The organism is Methanobrevibacter sp. (assembly GCF_017468685.1).
Classification (GTDB): domain Archaea; phylum Methanobacteriota; class Methanobacteria; order Methanobacteriales; family Methanobacteriaceae; genus Methanocatella.
The window spans coordinates 1-18,883 of sequence record NZ_JAFUHT010000073.1 but is presented as its reverse complement, the minus strand read 5'-3'; the positions used below and the strand labels follow the sequence as shown (position 1 = coordinate 18,883).

Annotated in this window: 20 protein-coding genes; 16 read left to right on the top strand and 4 right to left on the bottom strand. The window is 33.3% G+C overall.

The genetic code is table 11. The features are described from left to right. Positions 1–876, bottom strand: an 876-nt coding sequence (locus tag IJ258_RS09410; protein WP_292806278.1) for a hypothetical protein, incomplete at its 3' end; no start/stop codon positions are given. Between the two features lie 480 nt (positions 877–1,356). Here IJ258_RS09410 and IJ258_RS09405 point away from each other — a divergent pair. The 6 genes from IJ258_RS09405 to IJ258_RS09380 all read left to right on the top strand — a co-directional run bounded on the left by IJ258_RS09405 (position 1,357) and on the right by IJ258_RS09380 (position 8,191). Continuing rightward, on the top strand, positions 1,357–1,521 hold the full coding sequence (locus tag IJ258_RS09405; RefSeq protein WP_292806276.1) for a hypothetical protein: 165 nt from the start codon (positions 1,357–1,359) through the stop codon (positions 1,519–1,521). 89 nt (positions 1,522–1,610) lie between these two features. After that, a complete protein-coding gene (locus IJ258_RS09400; protein ID WP_292806274.1) occupies positions 1,611–1,856 on the top strand; it encodes a hypothetical protein in 246 nt (81 codons plus the stop codon). 149 nt (positions 1,857–2,005) lie between these two features. Continuing rightward, positions 2,006–3,442, top strand: a complete 1,437-nt coding sequence (ftsY, locus tag IJ258_RS09395; protein ID WP_292806272.1) for a signal recognition particle-docking protein FtsY — start codon at positions 2,006–2,008, stop codon at positions 3,440–3,442. Next, positions 3,432–4,493, top strand: a complete 1,062-nt coding sequence (locus tag IJ258_RS09390) for a CapA family protein (protein WP_292806270.1) — start codon at positions 3,432–3,434, stop codon at positions 4,491–4,493. The genes ftsY and IJ258_RS09390 overlap by 11 nt, the downstream gene beginning before the upstream one ends. A 395-nt stretch (positions 4,494–4,888) precedes the next feature. Further along, positions 4,889–6,616: an Ig-like domain repeat protein gene (locus IJ258_RS09385; protein ID WP_292806268.1), complete on the top strand. Its 1,728-nt coding sequence runs from the start codon at positions 4,889–4,891 to the stop codon at positions 6,614–6,616. Positions 6,617–6,628: 12 nt separating this feature from the next. Then, complete coding sequence (locus IJ258_RS09380; protein WP_292806266.1) at positions 6,629–8,191, top strand: putative glycoside hydrolase; 1,563 nt, start codon at positions 6,629–6,631, stop codon at positions 8,189–8,191. 36 nt (positions 8,192–8,227) lie between these two features. Here IJ258_RS09380 and IJ258_RS09375 read toward each other — a convergent pair whose 3' ends face one another. Continuing rightward, positions 8,228–8,605 (bottom strand): hypothetical protein, encoded by a 378-nt coding sequence (locus IJ258_RS09375; protein ID WP_292806264.1) that lies wholly within the window; start codon positions 8,603–8,605, stop codon positions 8,228–8,230. 52 nt (positions 8,606–8,657) lie between these two features. Between IJ258_RS09375 and IJ258_RS09370 the strand changes: the two genes are divergently transcribed. Then, entirely contained in the window at positions 8,658–10,112 is a 1,455-nt protein-coding gene (locus tag IJ258_RS09370; RefSeq protein WP_292806262.1) for a sodium-dependent transporter, read from the top strand. Between the two features lie 16 nt (positions 10,113–10,128). Here the strand turns inward: IJ258_RS09370 and IJ258_RS09365 are convergent, their stop codons facing one another. Then, positions 10,129–10,338: a hypothetical protein gene (locus IJ258_RS09365; protein WP_292806260.1), complete on the bottom strand. Its 210-nt coding sequence runs from the start codon at positions 10,336–10,338 to the stop codon at positions 10,129–10,131. Positions 10,339–10,522: 184 nt separating this feature from the next. Between IJ258_RS09365 and IJ258_RS09360 the strand changes: the two genes are divergently transcribed. The 6 genes from IJ258_RS09360 to IJ258_RS09335 all read left to right on the top strand — a co-directional run bounded on the left by IJ258_RS09360 (position 10,523) and on the right by IJ258_RS09335 (position 15,296). Further along, positions 10,523–10,945: a hypothetical protein gene (locus IJ258_RS09360; protein ID WP_292806258.1), complete on the top strand. Its 423-nt coding sequence runs from the start codon at positions 10,523–10,525 to the stop codon at positions 10,943–10,945. Positions 10,946–11,190: 245 nt separating this feature from the next. Continuing rightward, positions 11,191–11,616: a hypothetical protein gene (locus IJ258_RS09355; protein ID WP_292806256.1), complete on the top strand. Its 426-nt coding sequence runs from the start codon at positions 11,191–11,193 to the stop codon at positions 11,614–11,616. A 71-nt stretch (positions 11,617–11,687) separates the two neighbouring features. Next, positions 11,688–12,152 carry a hypothetical protein gene (locus tag IJ258_RS09350; protein WP_292806254.1) on the top strand — a complete coding sequence of 155 codons (465 nt, stop codon included), beginning with the start codon at positions 11,688–11,690 and terminating at the stop codon, positions 12,150–12,152. Between the two features lie 77 nt (positions 12,153–12,229). Further along, a complete protein-coding gene (locus IJ258_RS09345) occupies positions 12,230–12,673 on the top strand; it encodes a hypothetical protein (RefSeq protein ID WP_292806252.1) in 444 nt (147 codons plus the stop codon). A 1,366-nt stretch (positions 12,674–14,039) separates the two neighbouring features. Continuing rightward, complete coding sequence (locus IJ258_RS09340) at positions 14,040–15,092, top strand: hypothetical protein (protein WP_292806250.1); 1,053 nt, start codon at positions 14,040–14,042, stop codon at positions 15,090–15,092. A 48-nt stretch (positions 15,093–15,140) separates the two neighbouring features. Next, positions 15,141–15,296: a hypothetical protein gene (locus IJ258_RS09335; RefSeq protein WP_292806248.1), complete on the top strand. Its 156-nt coding sequence runs from the start codon at positions 15,141–15,143 to the stop codon at positions 15,294–15,296. Positions 15,297–15,486: 190 nt separating this feature from the next. On the opposite strand, the gene IJ258_RS09330 is transcribed toward IJ258_RS09335, so the two are convergent. Further along, a complete protein-coding gene (locus tag IJ258_RS09330) occupies positions 15,487–15,792 on the bottom strand; it encodes a nucleotidyltransferase domain-containing protein (RefSeq protein ID WP_292806246.1) in 306 nt (101 codons plus the stop codon). A 349-nt stretch (positions 15,793–16,141) separates the two neighbouring features. Here IJ258_RS09330 and IJ258_RS09325 point away from each other — a divergent pair, with 349 nt between their 5' ends. From IJ258_RS09325 to IJ258_RS09315, 3 genes are all read left to right on the top strand, one after another. Continuing rightward, on the top strand, positions 16,142–17,002 hold the full coding sequence (locus tag IJ258_RS09325) for a hypothetical protein (RefSeq protein ID WP_292806244.1): 861 nt from the start codon (positions 16,142–16,144) through the stop codon (positions 17,000–17,002). A gap of 101 nt (positions 17,003–17,103) precedes the next feature. Continuing rightward, positions 17,104–17,874, top strand: coding sequence for an SseB family protein (locus IJ258_RS09320; protein ID WP_292806242.1), 771 nt, complete (start codon positions 17,104–17,106; stop codon positions 17,872–17,874). Between the two features lie 32 nt (positions 17,875–17,906). Continuing rightward, a partial coding sequence (locus IJ258_RS09315; protein ID WP_292806240.1) for an Ig-like domain-containing protein occupies positions 17,907–18,883 on the top strand: 977 nt, incomplete at its 3' end.

Below are 18,883 nucleotides of genomic sequence, written 5' to 3'. Positions count from 1 at the left end.
GTTGGATTTGTTTAGGTTGTTGATTTGTTTGTCTTTGGTTTTTAGTTCATTGTCTTTGTTTTTGAGTTCGTTGTTTTTTGTTTTGATGGTTTTTGCTTGTGAGATTATTGTTTTTTCTTTGTTTTCTATTTCTTGGTCTTTTGCGTAGAGTTTGTCTCCGTATTCTTCGTATACGAGTTCGTCAAGTTCGTTTTTTATTTCTCTCATTTGTATCATCTCCATTAATCTGTATTGCTTTTTTTCACCTTTAATGTGTTTTAATATCATTCCGCTTAAAATGACTTTTACGTCAAGTTTTAAAACCTTGTCTTTAATTTTTGCATCCTTAAATACTTCACATAATCTTTCAACAATGTATGGGGCATATTTTTTAGAGATGAATTTGCTTGTAAATGCAATATCCAAGGCTTCCATGTCTGTCAGTTCTATATTATGTTTGACTTTATTTATAACATTTTCATATTTCTTCCAGAGGTCTTGCTGGTCGAAATAGATGTAGTGTACTCTGATATAAAGTGAAGGTGCGTATTCAAAACATTCACTCTCTTTTTTGGGTTTTTTGTGACATATTACTGCAAGATACGGTTTTCTTTTCAGATACCAGTAGGCGATGAATATAACATACTTTGCAAACTTTTCAAAGGTTTCACTATCCAGATAGTCACTTTCTTCTTCAAGATCTATCAGCAAATTTTCATCATTGAAATACAGTTCATCTGCCCTGGCGGAGGTCATGTCAGTAAATATCATTTCCTGAGGCAGTCTTGATTTAAACTCACCTGGAAAATTTAAATATTGGTGCTGACGTTTAGATTGAGCAAAAGATTGATATTTCATCGTTTTATCATTTAAATGGTATTTTCGAGTTAATTCCATAACTTTCTAAATCTCCTTTTAATTCAATAAAAGATTTCTAGAAATCAAATGTAAACTACTCATGAGCAATTAATTATTATAAAACAGTTTTATATAAAGATATGTTTTTTTTAAAAGCATTATTGATTTTATTTCATAATTTAACAAGTTTATAGCAATATTTACATGAAATTATAATTGTTGATTAAGTTAATGGTGAAAGCTGTCATTTCAGTGAGGGTTGGATAATCACTGATGCATCTCAGATAATTGTATGGGAAATTTAGTTAACTTTTAATTAAATATTTTGCTTTATTCGACTTAAATATCTTCAAAAAGAAAAATATGTCTCATGATAAACAAAAAATGGACTATTCTTTTCTTATTAATTATTTTCATAACTTTATCATCGGTTAGTGCTGCTGATTCATCGGCAGATATAATTGGTAATAATAAAACCAAAAAAAGGTATATGCTGGCAAAAAGGCCAAAAAGGTTTATGTGACTACTGGTGGAAGTGGTGTAGCTTATTATAATGCTTATAAACTCAAGGTAGGAAAGCACAAGGTCAAAGTCAGCATAGCTACTAAAGCAGTGTCTGCAAAGGCTAAAAAATCCAAAAATTACACCATAAAAACCAAAAAAAGATGGTTATGCTATCCTTAAAACCAAAGGCATAAATGTCGGAAAACACAAGGTTCGGATAACTTTTAAAGGAAACAAAAACTTCAAAAAACCAACCGCTAAAGCGACAATTGAAGTCTCTAAAAAGATCCGACCCGTGTGGGTACTACTACATGTTCACCACATACTCATACTGGGGTTCAGGATCAAGAAGCGTCAGGGCCTTTGTAAAAGACATGTACGGCAACGATTTGGATAACAAGAAACTCACTATCTATGGATCCAATGATGGAACAACAACCGGTTACTCTGGTGAGATGATTCCATTGCCTTCAGGAAGTGATGTCGTTATCAAATTTGCCGGTGACAAGAAATAATGCCGTCAACATTCACCATACTCTTTGTGTGAGGATTTATCTTAATCCTCTTCTTTTTTTATTTTCGAACAATAATTTTCTTATTTTTTAAATAGTATGATAAACATAGTAATTATTAATATAAATTAATAATTTAGGTTGGGTTATTTTTGTTTGAATCATTAAAAAAGAAATTCTCAAGAACTAGTGAAAAACTAGAAGAAGAACTAATTGAAGAAGCTGAAGCTGAGGACAACCTTCAGGAAGAGTCCGGTTCCAGATTTTCATTTTTCTCATTCGGAAAGAAAAAAGAAGAACCAAAAGAGGATGAAAACTTATTGCCTGAAGCTGAGGAAAGTGCTGAAGAAGTAGTTGAAGAAACTAAAGAAGAGAAGAAATCCCGCTTTTGGAATCGCAGTGATGATGAAGAAGAAACTTCTGAAGATGAGGAAGCTGATGAGGAATCTCCGGAAGAGAAGAAATCTCATTTCTGGAGTAGAAACAAAGATGAAGAAGAAACTTCTGAAGATGAGGAAGTTGAAGAAGAGAAGAAATCTCGCTTTTGGAATCGTAGTGGTGATGAAGAAGAGGCTTTTGATGATGAGGAAGCTGAAGAAGAGAAAAAATCTCATTTCTGGAGTAGAAACAAAGATAATGATGAAACAACAGAAGACGTCTCTGCTGACGGTGAAGCAAAAGGAGGAATATTTTCTTTTGTACGTGAGAAAACCATTCAGGAAAAACACGTTGAAGACATTCTTTTTGAACTTGAAATGGAATTGCTTCAGGGAGATGTTGCAATGGAAGTTGCAACTGAAGTTGTTGAAAGCGTAAAAAATGATTTGGTCGGTAAAAAAATCAAAAGAAGCAATGACATCACTGAATACACTTTTTATGCTCTCCAGGACGCTGTTAAAAAAATCATCAGCATTGAAGGTAAATCAATGACTGAAATGATTGAAGAGAAAAAATCTCAGGGCGAACCTCTGGTGGTAATGTTTGTCGGAATCAACGGAACAGGTAAAACCACTACAATCGGAAAGCTTGCAAACTATTACCTTAAAAAAGGTTATACTCCAGTAATAGCTGCTTCAGATACATTCCGTGCAGGTGCTATTGAACAGGTTACTCATCACGCAGACAATGTGGGAGTTAAAATCATCAAGCACCAAAAAGGATCAGACCCTGCGGCTGTTGCATTTGATGCAGTGGAACACGCCCGTGCACAGGGCAAGGAACTGGTATTAATCGATACTGCCGGAAGAATGCAGACCAACACCAATCTTATGGACGAGATGAAAAAAATCAAAAGGGTATCAAAACCTGATCTGGTCATTTTTGTCGGTGATGCAATTACTGGTAATGATGCAACCGAACAGGCCCGTAAATTCAACGAAGCAATCGATATTGATGGGGTTATTCTTACAAAGGCAGATGCAGACAGCAAAGGTGGTGCATCACTTTCAATCGGTTATGTAATCCAAAAGCCAATCATGTTTTTAGGTGTTGGTCAGGGATATGATGACATAATGGAATATGATTCCGAATGGATGCTGAATCAGCTCTTTTCAGAAGACGATGAAGGCCTAGTGGAAGATGAAGCTTAAAAACATATTGCTAGTTGTTTTAGTGATATTGCTCATTGTGGCTGTTTTGGCAACGCTATTTAACCCAACAGAATCTGTTGTCAATCTTGAACCAAAAGAAAATGCTTCAATTGCAGTTACGGGAGATGTGATGTTTGCCCGTAAGATGCCTAATGTATTGAGCATGGATTCCTCTCCATTTGAAGGTGTAAGCGATGTCACATCAAATGCTGATTTATTGCTGATTAACTTTGAAAATGCGGCCACCACTTCAGGTGATGCGCTTAAAGGTGATGTTCCTCTTAAGTGTGATCCAAGCTATGTGCCGCTTGCAAAAGCAAATGACCTGACCGTTGCTGCACTTGCAAATAATCATGCCCTTGACTATGGAATTTTGGGGATGAATGACACAATTGAAAACCTAAAGGATGCCGACATCACTCCAATGGGTGCTGGAAACAGTGAGGATGAAGCTCACCAGTGTGTCGTAAAAGAGCTCAACGGTCGAAAAATCACCATCCTCAATTATATGGATTCTGAAAACTTCGCCGAATACTCTCAGGACGTGATGCCTTATGCTAATGGTTCTTCACCTGGATATTCAGCATATGATTCAGATGACGCTCAAATGCAGATTAAAGAAAATAATGATTCAGACCTGATTATTGCATATATGCACTTTGGAAATGAGTATTCAAATTCTCCGAATGAAAACCAGGTTAAGATAGCTCATGAATTAATAGATTATGGTGCAGATGTGGTTTTAGGGGCTCATCCGCATGTGACACAGGGAATAGAAATGTATAACGGAAAACCGATTTTCTATTCATTGGGCAATTTCATATTTGACCAGTCAAATACTGCAACACATACTGCATACTTTGTAAAGATTGATTTGGTTAACGATACTGGTGTGTGTACAGTATATCCGATTTACATTTCAAATTACTTGCCTCAGTATATGAGTTCGGATGATGGAACTTCACTTTTAGAAAATCTCTCTCCTCAATGCGATGAGATGGAGATTACTTACAATGGAACTGGCAGGTTGATGTTTAATTTGACCGGTTAGTTTCATTAACATTTTTTTAAAATAAATCATGTAACGGGTCTTGATTAGCTATTTTCAGTCTTTAATTAATTCAAATTATTTATTATTATCTATTTTCTATTTATTTTTTCTTTAATCCTATTTTAAATCAAGATTTAAAATCTTAAAAAGTCACTATTAATATAATTTCAATTCACTATATTTAAGCTTATTGGAAGTTATTTTATCATGACTGTTCTTTTTATACTAATTTCTGTATGTTTTTAATCTTTTTTTATTAAATTAAGTCGTTTTAATCCTATTTTCTTATTAAAAAGATTTATATATGTTTTTTGATATACCTTTAACAGAGAGGTGAAAACATTTCGATAAAAAATAAAGCATTAATAGTATCAGTCATTTTAATCTTATTTTTCATGATAGGTGCTGTAAGTGCAGCCAATGAAACTGATATTGTTAATGCACAGGATATGGACTCACAGGAAACTGTTTTGGAGGAGTCCAGTCAGGAAACAATCGCTGAAAATTCAACAGTTCAAACAACAATAAAAAGTGAAGACACAAATATTGTCAAGGGAGAAGACTTTTCAGTGAAATTAACCGACAGCAACGGTTCAGCAATTTCAGATAAACCTGTTAAATTCACACTGAACAGTGTTGAATCAAATGCAACAACTGACAGCAACGGAGTTGCAAAACTCAAAATTACATTAAATCCGGGAACATATACTGTCAGGTACTCATTTTCCGCTGATGGATATGAAAGTTCACACAACCAGACTAGTATCTTTGTAATAACCACTTCAACTTCCAAAATCAAGGCATCATCATATACGGCCTATGTGGGGGTTAAAAATACATATACAGTAACTTTAACTGCTGGAGACACACCACTTTCCGGAAGGATAATCACATTTAAGATTAACGGAAAAACCGTTAGCAAAAAGACAGATTCCAATGGAAAAGCAAGCATAGATATAAGTGAGGCAAAAGGAAGCTATAAGCTGTCATACTCCTATGCCGGTGAAAAGAATATTAAATCCACATCCGGCACTGTCAAGATAACAGTCAAAAAGGGAATGCCTACCAAGATTGCAAAGGCCAATTCAATAATATACAGAAATAAAAAAGCGGCTTACTTTAAAATAAAACTCACAGATGCACGAGGAAACATTTTAAAATCAAAAAAAGTCACTTTCAAGTTAAACGGTAAAAAGTACATCAGAAAAACCAACAGCAAGGGTATTGCTACAATCAAAATCAAGCTGAAGACCGGAACATATAAAATCAAGGTGAGCTTTGCCAAGAAATCTCCATACAACAAGGCTTCAAAAACATTCAAGATAAAAGTCAAACCAAAACAGGCCCGTAACAACGGAATTTGGCTTTTGTCATTGGACATGCAGGGAGTAAACTTCAAGACTCTCCAAAAATATGGAACAAAGCACATATTCTTGAATGCAAAAGCAATTGAAAGATTCGGCAAGACTTATGTTGAAACATGGATAAAGGATGCAAAAGCACATGGCATAAAGGTCCATCTGTGGATGCAGGTATTCTACACCACAGCAGGAGGATGGAAAAATCCGATTAAAAAGGGCAAACTCAATTACAATCTTTTGAATTCAAAAGTCAAAGAGGCAAAAACTCTTGCTAAGGTAAAAGGTGTTGCTGGGGTTCATTTTGATTATGTAAGGTATCCTGGAAATGCTTTCCAATACAAGAATTCCATCAAGGCTGTAAATTACTTTGTTAAAAAGGCTTCAACTGCAGTTCACAAAGTTAACAAGAAGCTGATAGTGTCTGCAGCGGTAATGCCTGAACCGTCAAGCATGAAAAAGTATTATGCTCAGGACATTCCGACAATGAGCAAGTATGTTGATGTAATTGTCCCGATGGTTTATAAAGGAAACTATCATGCAGGTACAAAATGGATCAAATCCGTAACCAAGGCATTTGCAAAGCAATCCAAGAAAGCTAAAATCTGGACAGGTCTTCAAACATACAAGTCAGATTCAAAATTGAATAAGCTATCTGCCAAGGAATTGATGGGGGATGCTGATGCAGCGGCTCTGGGCGGAGCATATGGAGTAATGCTTTTCAGATACGGACTGATAAACTATATTAACTTTAATAATGTGTAACGAGAGATATTTATGAAAAATAAACTTTTAATGCTGTCAATTTTCATTGTGGCAATTCTTGCAGTTTCGGCGGTTTCGGCCAATGAGAATGCAACGGATGTCGTCAGTGAGAGTGTCGGCGAGGATATGGAACTTCAGGAAGACGTTTCAGCTGGAATTGATGATGAAATCAGTCAAAAAAACGATGCAGTTGAACCTGTAAAGGAAAATGCAACTGTAGAGGTAAATAAGACCACCTCTACAATTACTTCTTCTAAAGTAACAGGCTACAATTCATTCGAAACAACAGTAACTTTCAAATTAACTTCAGACAATAAGCCTCTAGCATCTAAAAAGGTATCAATACTCCTCAATGGAGTGACATATTCCAGAACCACCGATGCAAATGGTGAGGGAAGTCTGTCTGTAAATCTCAAAACCGGCTCATACACTGCCAAGTTTTACTATGCAGGTGACAATCAAACAAGCGATGCAACAGCAACCTCCACTGTAACTGTAAAAGATCCAACAAAAACCAAACTTAGCCTGGGAGATAAGTATATCAATTATCGTCAGGGCTCAAAATGTCTCTTTTATGTTAAACTGCTTACAAAGGACGGCAAGGCAATTAAAAACCAGTGGGTCACATTCAAGGTTGCAGGTAAAACCTATACTGCAAAAACCAACAATAACGGTATTGCCAAAATATACCTTAACCTTAAGAAAGGAACATACACTGTCAAGTATTCCTTTAAAAAATCCGCTCCGTACCTTGCATCAAGCGGTTCAGCTAAAATCAAGGTAAAGGCCAAAATGGGAAAAGGTAACGGTTACTGGCTGTGGTCAGCTCACATGAAAAAGGTAAATCTTAAAAGCCTTTCCAAACGTGGTACAAAACAGATTTTCCTTCATGTCCAATCAATTGCGCTTCACGGTAAGTCTGCCGTTGTGTCATTTATCAAAAAGGCACATAAATATGGTATGAAAGTTCATTTGTGGATGCAGATATGCTACAGTGGAGGAAAATGGGTCAGACCAATAAATAAAGATAATACAATTAAATACGGATTTTTAAACAAGAAAATCAAGGAAGCTAAAAAATATGCTAAAATCAAAGGCGTTGATGGAATTCACTTTGATTATGTAAGGTTTGGAGGAACAGCACACCTTTATAAGGATCCGAACCGTGCGGTAAATTACTTTATCAAAAAGGCTTCCACACAAATCCATAAAATAAAACCGAATTGCATTGTTTCAGCGGCTTTAATGCCCGAACCAAGCATGATGACTTATTATTATGGTCAGGATGTCTCTACAATGAGCAAATATGTTGATGTGTTGCTTCCTATGGTTTATAAGGGCAATTACCATCAGACAACCAAATGGGTTAAATCCGTAACCAAAACTTTTGTCGGCCAGTCAAACGGAGCTCAGGTCTGGACAGGTCTGCAGTCATATCATTCTGATAACAATGCCAAAAAACTGACTCAGAAATCTCTTCTAAAAGATGCAAAAGCATCTAAGGAAGGTGGAGCAAAAGGAGTAATATTGTTCAGAATAGGTATAAGTTGCAATTTCAATTTCAAAAAGGTTTAAAAGAGGATTCTTTTAAATCTTAAACTTTTTTTTTATTCACCATTTTCTTTTTGACAGAGCTTTCAAACGCTTTTTTTCAAGTGCCTTTTTCTTGTCTGACTGGTATTGTCTGTTCTGGCGACTGGTTGTTGTTTCATTGTTTCTCATGACTGTGACCAGATCAATTGAATTTCCGCTGCAGGCCATCAGCACTCTTATTTCTTTATAGTCCTTATTTGCAGGAGCCTTATAAACAACCGCATATTTGTCTGCTTCAACATGCTCGTAGCTGATTGGTTCTTCCATCATTATGCAGTCTATGACATATTCACGGCTCAATCCGTTGTCCTGCAGTCTGTTTATGAAATGGCGATTTTCAAAGCACCAGTTTATGCCTGTTGTCTCGCCCATTAAAAATTTGTCAAATACATTCATCACTATTAATTATGTAAAGGTTATTATATACATTTTTACAAAAATAATATTTATGTCACAACAAGCTCAATGGGATTCGTCATTGGCATTTATTTTTGCCATGATTGGAGCTGCTGTAGGATTGGGAAACATTTGGAGATTCAGTTATGTACTTTATTCCAATGGTGGAGGTTCATTTTTCATTCCTTATCTTATCGCAATTGCTATAATGGGAATTCCATTTTTAATATTGGAATATGGTGTGGGATTCTCGTTTAAGGAATCCTTTTCGAAGATTATGAAATCTATCAATCCAAAATTTGAGATTATCGCTTGGATTTTGGTGTTATTTGTATTTATAGTTACTATTTATTATATGGTTATTCTTAGTTGGGATCTGGTGTATTTGGGTTCCAGTTTCACATTTAGCTGGGGAACTGATGCTGCACATTACTTTGTCAATACTGTAGGTGGCAGTTCTAACCTGTCAAATGCCAGTTTCCTGCTTATCCCGACAACCATCGGCGTTCTGCTGTTATGGATTGTTTTATGGTTCATTTCTCATAGAAATGTGGATAAGGGTATTGGTAAGGTATCAAAAATTCTTATTCCCGCTTTATTTGTTATAATGGGATTCATCATTGTTTATGCATTGACCTTGCCTGGTGCAGAGGTTGGTATTTCAACACTGCTTACTCCTGACTGGAATAAGCTTCTGGATGTCAATATATGGCTTGCTGCATTTGCACAAATCATCTTCTCCTTAAGTATGGGTCAGGCTATTGCACTTACATATGCAAGTTATCTGCCTGAAAACTCCAAACTGATTGATAATGTGCTGATTGTAGTTGCATCAAATTCATTATTCGAGATTTGTACTGCATTCGGAGTATTTTCAATTTTAGGTTATATGTCTGTAACCAATGGTACTCCTATGGTTCAGCTGATTACAGAAGGGACAGGTTTGATTTTTATCGTTTTCCCGATGATTTTCAATATCATGGGTCCTATTGGAAGAATCATTGCTCCTCTGCTGTTTTTAGCAATTCTATTTGCAGGTATCACTTCCGCTTTAGGATTCTTCGAGCCGATGCTCAACTCAACAGGCGCCAAACTCGGATGGTCCCGTAAGAAAACAGCTACTGTTTTAAGCATAATCGGCTGTATTTTTTCACTTATCCTAACAACAGGAATCAGCAGTTACCTTGTGGGAATTATCGATTCATTTGTTAATGAATTCGGAATATTGCTTTTGATTGGTGTTCAGTGCATTGTATTCGCCTGGTTTTATGGGGTGGAACACTTTTTACCTGCACTTAATGAGCACTCCACATTTAATGTGGGTAAAACCTGGTCCTTTGTAATCAAATACCTGCTTCCGATTGTTTTGATAGTGATGTGGGCGATTGGTATTGTTCAGCTGTTCTCAACAGCTAAGCAGTTTGAGATAATGATTGATGTAATTATTATTGTTGCAGTTTTGGTTGTTGGATTTGTATTGACTAAAATTAAACCGGCAAATGAATGATTTCATTTGCTTTTTTTTAACTTTTTTTATAGGCATCATATCCTGCGTATGCATGGTATAACGTGTTAATAAGGCTTCCTGCTGGGTTGTTCATGAAAAACCATATTGCCAGATGAAGCGCTACTGCTCCGGCGAATAATCCGATTGCTTTTTGTTTGTCATTAAGCAGGTATTGTCCTAATCCCGGTATGATGAATGAAAAAATTCCATTTTTTATCTGGTTCATATCCATTACTATCTCCTCATTTATTCTTTTTTAATTTAATATTGATTAAATTTAGTTTATCTTTAATTATTTTAATACTTTTAGGTTAAATTTATTAAATTATTTAATCTCAATTACAGTATTGTGATAGTAATCGAATGGCCATATGGAAATATTTATTTTATAGTAAAAACAACAATTAACTATGAAAAGGATAATTCTTGCAGTTCTATTTGCATTTTTGATTTTAGGCATAGCCGGTGCAAGTGATATTGAATACTCAAACCAGACCGAAAACATAACATTTGAAGGTGTGGATTTTACAATTCCTGAAGGCTTTGGAGAGTCAAAGGACGCCGAAGACTTTGATGATTTGGGATCAGACGGTCAAACCTGTTTTTATATCAATGAATACAATGGAGAAATAGTCATTACAGTCATATCTGACTGGATGGGATTGAGTTTGGAAGAGCTTGAAAAGGAAAATGCAACAAAAACATCAATCAACGGTCATGAAGGATGGAATTACACAGAAGGGGACCTGCACTACTTCGGATATGTCCATGATGACAAGGGCATATTGGTAGGTGTTACCAACGAAACAAGATTATATGAAATTATAGTGTAGATTCTTTTCAAAAAAAGGTTTCAAATGTTAAGCCTAAAGGTGGATGGAACCTTTAGAACTTAAACTAAAAAATTTTTTTAGTGTAACACAGGAAAATGTTACAAGTTATATTATGATTTAATGTCTTATTTAAAGATTTACTTATTTTTACATGCCTAAAATTAATTAAAGCAATTATTTAGGATTATTTGTAAACTATTTTTGATTTGATAACTATATTAACCACTTTTGGCATAATCAATATTATGAAAATCTACTATCTCATGTCCATACTGCTTCTGTTTGCATTGATTGCATGCGTAAGTGCCGAATCATTCATGCCGGATGAGGGCATTTTCGCATATAGGGAAGTTGAAATACATGAAATCAACGGAATCAATTTCACAGTTCCGACAGATTATGAGGTGACATTTGAAAATTCCACACAAATGGATTTCAGGCACGAAAAAGACAAACTGAAAATAAGCGTCATAAACAACGGAACCGTGAAAAAAGTCAAAAAGAATCCGTCCAAAAACATAACTTCCGGAAAAACAATGTTCGGATCTGTTGAAGGATATCTGGTTGATAAAAACGGTACATACACTTTTTCATATAAGGAAGATGAAAAATTAGTTGTAATCAAATCAAAAGACATGGCATTGATGATAGGAGCCATGGGAAAGGACTGAGTATGAATACATTACAATAACTTTATTTTAATGTTTTTATAAATAATTAAACATATTTTGGAGGTTATTTAATGGACAAAAAGATACTTGCAATATTTGCCCTGTTAATTGTGGCCGTTGGAATCGGTGCGGTTTCAGCATTCGACCTTGGCGATTTGACAGGCGGTTCAAATGAAGCGGAAAATGTAACAATTGACGGAATAGACTTTGTAATTCCTGCAGGTTACACAGAAGATGAAAGCCTGGCCGTAAATGGTGATGTCAATAATACCAAAGGTGTTGAATACACAACATGGGGAAAAACATACGAAAACGATAAAGAGGTAATCTCGATCGGTGTTGCAACCTATGAAGGTGTGGAAGTTGATGATACCATCCCGTCATACATTGGCGGTGCTGAAAAAACAATCAATGGCGTAAAAGGTTACGAATATGATGTTTCACCTTTTGAAGGATTTACATATGCCAAAAACGGCAAACTTGTCATAATTTCTGTAACTGATGAAAACGCATTAAACGAAATAGTTGTAAAATAGCTTAATTTAAGCTATTTTTTTCTTTTTTTAGTATTACTATTTATATTCTAAACTCAATATTATAATATAGTGATAAAATGAGTTTTAATAAAAAGCATTTAATTATTTTTCTAATCTTAATCGGTGCCTTAATCATCGTTTGTGCCGCTTCAGCACATGATGTAAGTGCTGTTAAAACACATAAGACAACAGTTAAGATTTATAATTTCAAACCTGGGGTATTATGGGCACCTAAAGCAAAAATATTTAAAAATGGGGATGCGATGGCAGGTTATGTCGAATACTCCGGCAACATGCAGTTTGACAGAGGAACCGGCGTTACAACATGGTATGTCGGAACAGGATACAACGGAGACATCGATCCGCACCACACAAAACTTGTAAAAGTAAAATTCTTCTTTAAAAACAAAAAAGGAAAAATAAAAACCAAGACAGTTAAGGGAAAAGGAGCACACATTTCAACAAAACTGATTAACGGATACGCTCCTTATAAGGCAACTGTCTGGTATACAAATTATTAAGTGGAGTTTCTCCACTTATTTAATTGGTGTATATGTAGGCAATTCATATTTCACCTTAATCCAATCTGTTTTTGGAAGCTTTCCGGAGTAAATCATGATTGCCCATGGTATGTTTCCGTTCTTGTCTTTTGATTATTGAAAATCACTTTTTCTATACTTAATGATTTGTGAAATGTTCATATAAGTTGGTCAAAACTTTCATTTAATCGTGTTTTCAATGGGCATTGGTGGGCAATTTGAGTGACTTGTCATTAATCATCAACCTTAATCATCAACCATCATGATTTTTTTTATTTTGTTTAAAATGCTTTAAATTGAAAAATAAGTGATTTAGTGAATTTTTAAAAATTAATCATCAACCAAAAAATATCTTAATCATCAACCTGATGCAAATTTCTAACAGTCAGAAAAACTCAATGAATTTTCAAAAATAAGTTGATTAATGTCTTATTGCAGAGAATACTCTCCGCAATGCCCCATAGACATTAAAATATTAATACATTTTCACGTACACTAGAGGTTTACTTTGAAGTAACTCTCTTGTATAATTGTATATTTGAATGAAATATATAAACTTAACGAATTTTTTAAAAATAGGTAATTAAACAGTTAGCTATCTCTGGGGAAAAGACCTCGTGAAAACAGAAGTTTTCAAAGACCTTCATTGACTTGTTTATATTTAATTACCTTTGTGAGGTAAATTTAGAGCTAGTATCTTCTATCTTTCAATAGGTTCATTAATGTCATGATGTTAAAACAATATGTTCCTATGATGAAGATAATTAACTCCATATTTTCACCTCCCGTGCACGTATGGAAAGAACACCAAAACAGTAATGGGGCAGAACTGAACTGATTAATAAATAAACATGTATTAAAAATACTTTCATGTTATCTACCTCCTTCCAAGTGTATTAACTAATTGAGGTCTTTTCAAGGGTTAATATATGTATTTAACAGTATATAATTCTTGTTGAGGTCATTTTGAAAAATTGTAGTCATTGAAACATAATATATAAAGTTTTTGATTTTTTATTTTAAAAAATAAGAATTTTAACGTATCTTTCTCAACGAAATATACGTTGTTGGAATGGTGTTCTTGAATAAATGCAATTAATTTGTATGTTCAATAGATTTTGGATTTTTTCATCATTATATTTTTTTATAATATTGGGTAAATTTTGATTTAATTTCGTTAAAATAGTTTATTTTTAAAAATTATATTATAAAATCAATATTGTATTAATCTAATTGTTTATAATGCTTAAATTTAAATATTATGGAGTTTAATAGTTAATTTAGTTAATTAAATGGAGGTTTAAAAATTACATCTGAAGTATTAATTATTAATCCAAATTCTTTAATTTTGGCTACTGATGGGGCAGTCACAGTTAAAGGTAAAAAAACATTCAATGGTGTTAAAAAACTATTAAAAATTAGCTGTGATCCGACAATTGTTGCAATGTATTATGGCAAACCTGATTTTGGTTTGGTTGAAATGGAATCAATAATTGAGGAATTTAAAAAACAAAATGATTTTAATAAATTGAATAGTGTTAAAAAAGTATCTAGTGCGTTTATCAATTTTTTATCTAAATTTACTTACGGGGATGATGTTGATTATTTTGTAAAATATTATTTAACATTATTTAAAAATGAATTAAGGCAAAACTTAGCAAATATGGATGAAGAACTGTTTTGGGATTATATTGGCGGTTTTGAAAAAATGGATACCTTCTCATTTATTCAAAATATTTCTTTTGAAGATATTATACCGGATTGTATTCAAGACAGGGCATATGCAAATGATGCTTTATTGAACATATTTAGCTATCAATTGGCTAATTCCGGCACAGGTCTTGTTATATCAGGTTTTGACAATGATTGTAATAGACCCTCATTTATTCATCTTGGATTGATGGTTAATAATGAAGGAACAATCGAATATGCAGTTTTAGATTTTGAAGAAAATTATGATAATACTGGCATAATCTCATTTGCACAAGATGAGGAAATCAATACATTTATTAGAGGGATTGATTTGGATTTGGAATTAAGTATTGTTAATTATATTAATATTTCATTGGATTTTTATCTGGATGATTTTTATGAAATGCTTGTCGAATCCGGTGAATTTGATGAAAACAATTTAAATAAAATAGAAGATTTTAAAAATCAGCATAAAAGGGATTTCAGTTATGCAAACACATTTCATGAAAGGCTTCAATTATGGAAAAATAATAATTATGAATCATTTTTAGAAATAATCCCTTTTCTTCCAAAACATTTGCTTGCAGAACTTGCAAGGTTTTTAATAATGATTGTTTCTTCAAAACGTAAATTTTCATTTGATTTGGATAGTGTGGGCGGTCAAATTAATGTTTGTGTTGTTACAAAAAATAAAATTGAATTTTATTAGATAATATTAAATAGTGTTTGTTAGTATATTATTAATTAGGTGTTTAAAATGGTTTCTAGATTCATTTCAAAAGGTTTAAATAAAAGTTTAAATGCTCAGACACCTGCTCGTTTGAACAAAGGTCAGGCTATGGTTAGAGGTAGAGATGCTGCTTTAAAAGACCGTGAAGTCTTGCGCAGAAAACGTTTGGAGCTTAAAAAATAATATTTTATTTTTTAAAATTATTTCTCTATTTTTTTCATGTTTCCCTTATGAGTTTTTGAATCTACTTTTTTTCAACAATGCTTTTGCCATTAATAATATGTTACTGACTGAATCAGCATAATTCCTAATTTCATATAACGCTCTACTGGAGTTTAATTTAGTGTATGATTTATTTGTTAGTTTTTTAATTTCACTCAAGAACAATTCCTTCTTTTAACACATTAGTTAAAAAAGAATAATCCTTTGTTTCATTGAAAACATTTTCAGACATTACATGTATTGAAAGTAGTTCTCCTTCGTTTAACATTGTGTCTGCAATAATGTTTGTAATTTTTGGCCATATGTCTTTGCGGTAATCTGAAACAACAAGTATGTCGATGTCTGAGTGTTCATGGTCATCTCCTCTTGCAACTGATCCGAACAGTACCATCAGTTTGATTTTATCAGACCGTATTTTCCGTGCAAAGTCTTTGGCTATTTTCAATCTATTAGTCATAATTTCATTTATGGCATTTAGTGTTTTTATATTTTTTTGAAAAAATTATATTTTTAAGAATTTTCCGTTGGAATTATTGAAATTTAAAGTTATTTGTAGCTTTATAATTTAAATTGAGTAAATTTTATCTGAGTTTGAAAAATTGTTCTTGGTTATAACAGTAATTATATATATTATTAATGTACATATTATTATTTAATATTTGAAGCATATTTTGTTGAATTTTTTTGATTTAAAGTTTTAGATGTGCTTGGATGAAAATATTTAAGTATTACTTATGATATAATTAGTATTAACTAATTGTTTAGTTAAACACCACTGATGTAATTAAGATATATGAGGTTATTTTATGAATGAATTAAATAAACTTGCATATTTTTTACATTGCATGAAAAATGTACTGTCATTTAAGGATAAAAAAGATTTTAAAGAATTAATCAACGAAAGTAAAGAGTTCAGAATAAAAGTTCAAAAATTGGTTTATATGTCTAAGTTTTTAGGATGGAATAATCACTATAACTTTGCACTGGCAGAAAGGGGACCTTATTCTGTTGAATTGAAACATGACTATTTGAATAATCAACTCTTTGATGTTATCCCTGAAAAAATAGATGATTTAAATGAATCTGTCCTTTTAAAACTATTTGAAAATAGAAGTCTCTTATTTTTTGAAGCCATATCAACTATATTATATACAATTGGAAAAAACATTGTTAATATAAGTGAAAATGATTGTGTTTTGTTAATTCAGTCAATAAAAGAACATATTCCGTCATATGTTATTATTGATGCATTTGTCAGTATTAAAAACTTTGATTTGGATAAAATCAATATTTCCCTAACAAATGATGAAGTGAAAAGTCTTGAAAATGATGTTTTAAATAAAATTGATGAATTCACTGATTATTTTGACCGATATGAAGGATCTCGTAATAAGATTATAGTTTTAGGAAGTATAGATTATATGAGGATTGCAGTAAGGGAATCCAATCTTAATTTATATGATAAATTCGAGCTGTTGACTTTTATTGGAAACTATCTCCGTATCATTGAGAAAATTTCCATTGAAATTAATTCTGATGAGTTAATCGACGTTAATTTGGATTATTTGGAAGAGTTGTTTGACCAATTTCAGGATTATGTTAGTGGAGAACTTAAAATAATCAAAAGAATCGATGATGATGATTTTGATGAAACATTATGTTATTAGGAGTTTTAATATGTACCGTCTTAAAAACAACCAATTTGCCATTTATAACAATATTTGATATTTTGATAATAATTATATATTTAATCAGATAAACTATGGCTATGGAAATGATTGACAATAAAAAATTAGAGGAACTGCTCGTATTTGACCAGACAAATTCATTAATCAATCCAGACAAATTCCTAAATCTTTTAAAAAAATCCCAAATGGTACTTCCTGCAGATTTTACAAAAGACACCTACACTGGTCTTGAGACAGTAAACAGTGACGGTGAAATCGAAAAGGTAAGCTTTGATATAAACTGCCTTACAACAGATGACGCTCTTAAGGCCGTTCCGTTATTTACAGGCATGGGTGTAATCGAAAAGCATAATCTTAAGACTTCTGTCGTTTTGATACACATGAGGGAGCTTGCAGAAATGCTTGAGGCAAGCGATTATTCGGCGATAGTCGTAAATCCATTTACCGAACAGTCCATAGACATTCCTATTGATATGTTTTTGGAATTGTTTGAAGATGATTTTAAAAGCGATTTGACAATGCTTGATTTGATAGCGCAGAAATCAGAAACCCTCAAAATGGACACTCTCTTTTTTATAAGAAGTGATGATGACTTTATGAAAGACCAGTCAGCTGACGGGGTGTATGTATGTGAAGAGATATTCAACGTCAACTCAAGGGATAAAAACGATGCAGAATATCTTAACATCCTTGTTATGCCTGAATCATCAAGGATAATGTATATTGGAGGGATATTTGATGATGCGCCCTTCGATACTGTTATCGCACCTGGAAGTGAATTTGAACTTGTTAAAGAAATTGACAGTACAACACGTCAGTGGAGATGCATCCGCCAGGAATTTTTCGAATAATTTTATAACCGTTTAATCATAAAGTTATAATCATGAATAAAAAATACCTTACCTTTGTGATATTCGTCATGCTGGTTTCAATAGCTGCAGTATCTGCCCATGACAACCAAACACTAACCTCAACCAGTGATGATGTGAATTTAAACGCAGTTGAAGTAACCGACACCCTTTCACAGGCCGATGATGATAAACTTGAAACAACCTATTACTATGATGAGGACACACAGCAAAGCACAGTTGACAGCAGGGTCATAACCAACAATGTCGTGAAATACTATGGAGACAAGGACACCAAGTTCACAGTTGTAGTCAAAGACAGCAACGCAAAACCCGTAAAGGGTGCTGAAGTGTCATTTACAATATATCCCTCAACAAGTTCATATAAAACTACAAACTCAAAAGGAATTGCAAGCTTTCAAATCAAGGATATTTTGGGAACACGTCACACAAATGTGATGGTTCAGCTTAAGGGAGTCAAGGGTGAGTGGCAGGCGGATAATACCATAAAGGTTAAATCAACAATAATTGCCAAGGACCTGGTTAAGTTTTCAACATCAAAAAAGAAATTCCAGATTTCATTTTTGGATTCAAAGGGAAAAGCCCTCAAAAACAAGTACGTCAAACTTAAAATCAAGGGAAAAACACTTAAGGTCAAGACAAACTCAAAAGGAATAGTTAAAATAAAAAGCACACAGTTTAAAGTTGGAAAGCATAAGATTACCGTATACAATCCTGCAAGTGGGGAAGAACGCAATCTCTCAGCAGTTGTCTTGAAAAAAGGAACATATAATGTAAATATAAATGTGATCAATTCAAAAGACAAGACTGCAAAAAAGAAATTGAAAAACGGCGATTGGCTGAGCACATACTATGATGAAAAAGGACTGTGGGGTGAAAAAGGAGTATTTCTTTATATTTCAGGATATAACGGTCTCGGCGCGTCAAAACACACAAAAGTCACAAAAGTGAAATTCCTGTTTAAAAACTCAAAAACCGGAAAGGTAATTTC

What these genes read in the sequence shown, in the direction of transcription:
- IJ258_RS09390 (WP_292806270.1), top strand. Translation starts at nt 3,432, where the DNA reads ATGAAGCTTAAAAACATATTGCTAGTTGTTTTAGTGATATTGCTCATT.
- IJ258_RS09385 (WP_292806268.1), top strand. Translation starts at nt 4,889, where the DNA reads ATGATAGGTGCTGTAAGTGCAGCCAATGAAACTGATATTGTTAATGCA.
- IJ258_RS09380 (WP_292806266.1), top strand. Translation starts at nt 6,629, where the DNA reads ATGAAAAATAAACTTTTAATGCTGTCAATTTTCATTGTGGCAATTCTT.
- IJ258_RS09375 (WP_292806264.1), bottom strand. Translation starts at nt 8,605, where the DNA reads ATGAATGTATTTGACAAATTTTTAATGGGCGAGACAACAGGCATAAAC.
- IJ258_RS09370 (WP_292806262.1), top strand. Translation starts at nt 8,658, where the DNA reads ATGTCACAACAAGCTCAATGGGATTCGTCATTGGCATTTATTTTTGCC.
- IJ258_RS09365 (WP_292806260.1), bottom strand. Translation starts at nt 10,338, where the DNA reads ATGAACCAGATAAAAAATGGAATTTTTTCATTCATCATACCGGGATTA.
- IJ258_RS09360 (WP_292806258.1), top strand. Translation starts at nt 10,523, where the DNA reads ATGAAAAGGATAATTCTTGCAGTTCTATTTGCATTTTTGATTTTAGGC.
- IJ258_RS09355 (WP_292806256.1), top strand. Translation starts at nt 11,191, where the DNA reads ATGAAAATCTACTATCTCATGTCCATACTGCTTCTGTTTGCATTGATT.
- IJ258_RS09350 (WP_292806254.1), top strand. Translation starts at nt 11,688, where the DNA reads ATGGACAAAAAGATACTTGCAATATTTGCCCTGTTAATTGTGGCCGTT.
- IJ258_RS09345 (WP_292806252.1), top strand. Translation starts at nt 12,230, where the DNA reads ATGAGTTTTAATAAAAAGCATTTAATTATTTTTCTAATCTTAATCGGT.
- IJ258_RS09335 (WP_292806248.1), top strand. Translation starts at nt 15,141, where the DNA reads ATGGTTTCTAGATTCATTTCAAAAGGTTTAAATAAAAGTTTAAATGCT.
- IJ258_RS09330 (WP_292806246.1), bottom strand. Translation starts at nt 15,792, where the DNA reads ATGACTAATAGATTGAAAATAGCCAAAGACTTTGCACGGAAAATACGG.
- IJ258_RS09325 (WP_292806244.1), top strand. Translation starts at nt 16,142, where the DNA reads ATGAATGAATTAAATAAACTTGCATATTTTTTACATTGCATGAAAAAT.
- IJ258_RS09320 (WP_292806242.1), top strand. Translation starts at nt 17,104, where the DNA reads ATGGAAATGATTGACAATAAAAAATTAGAGGAACTGCTCGTATTTGAC.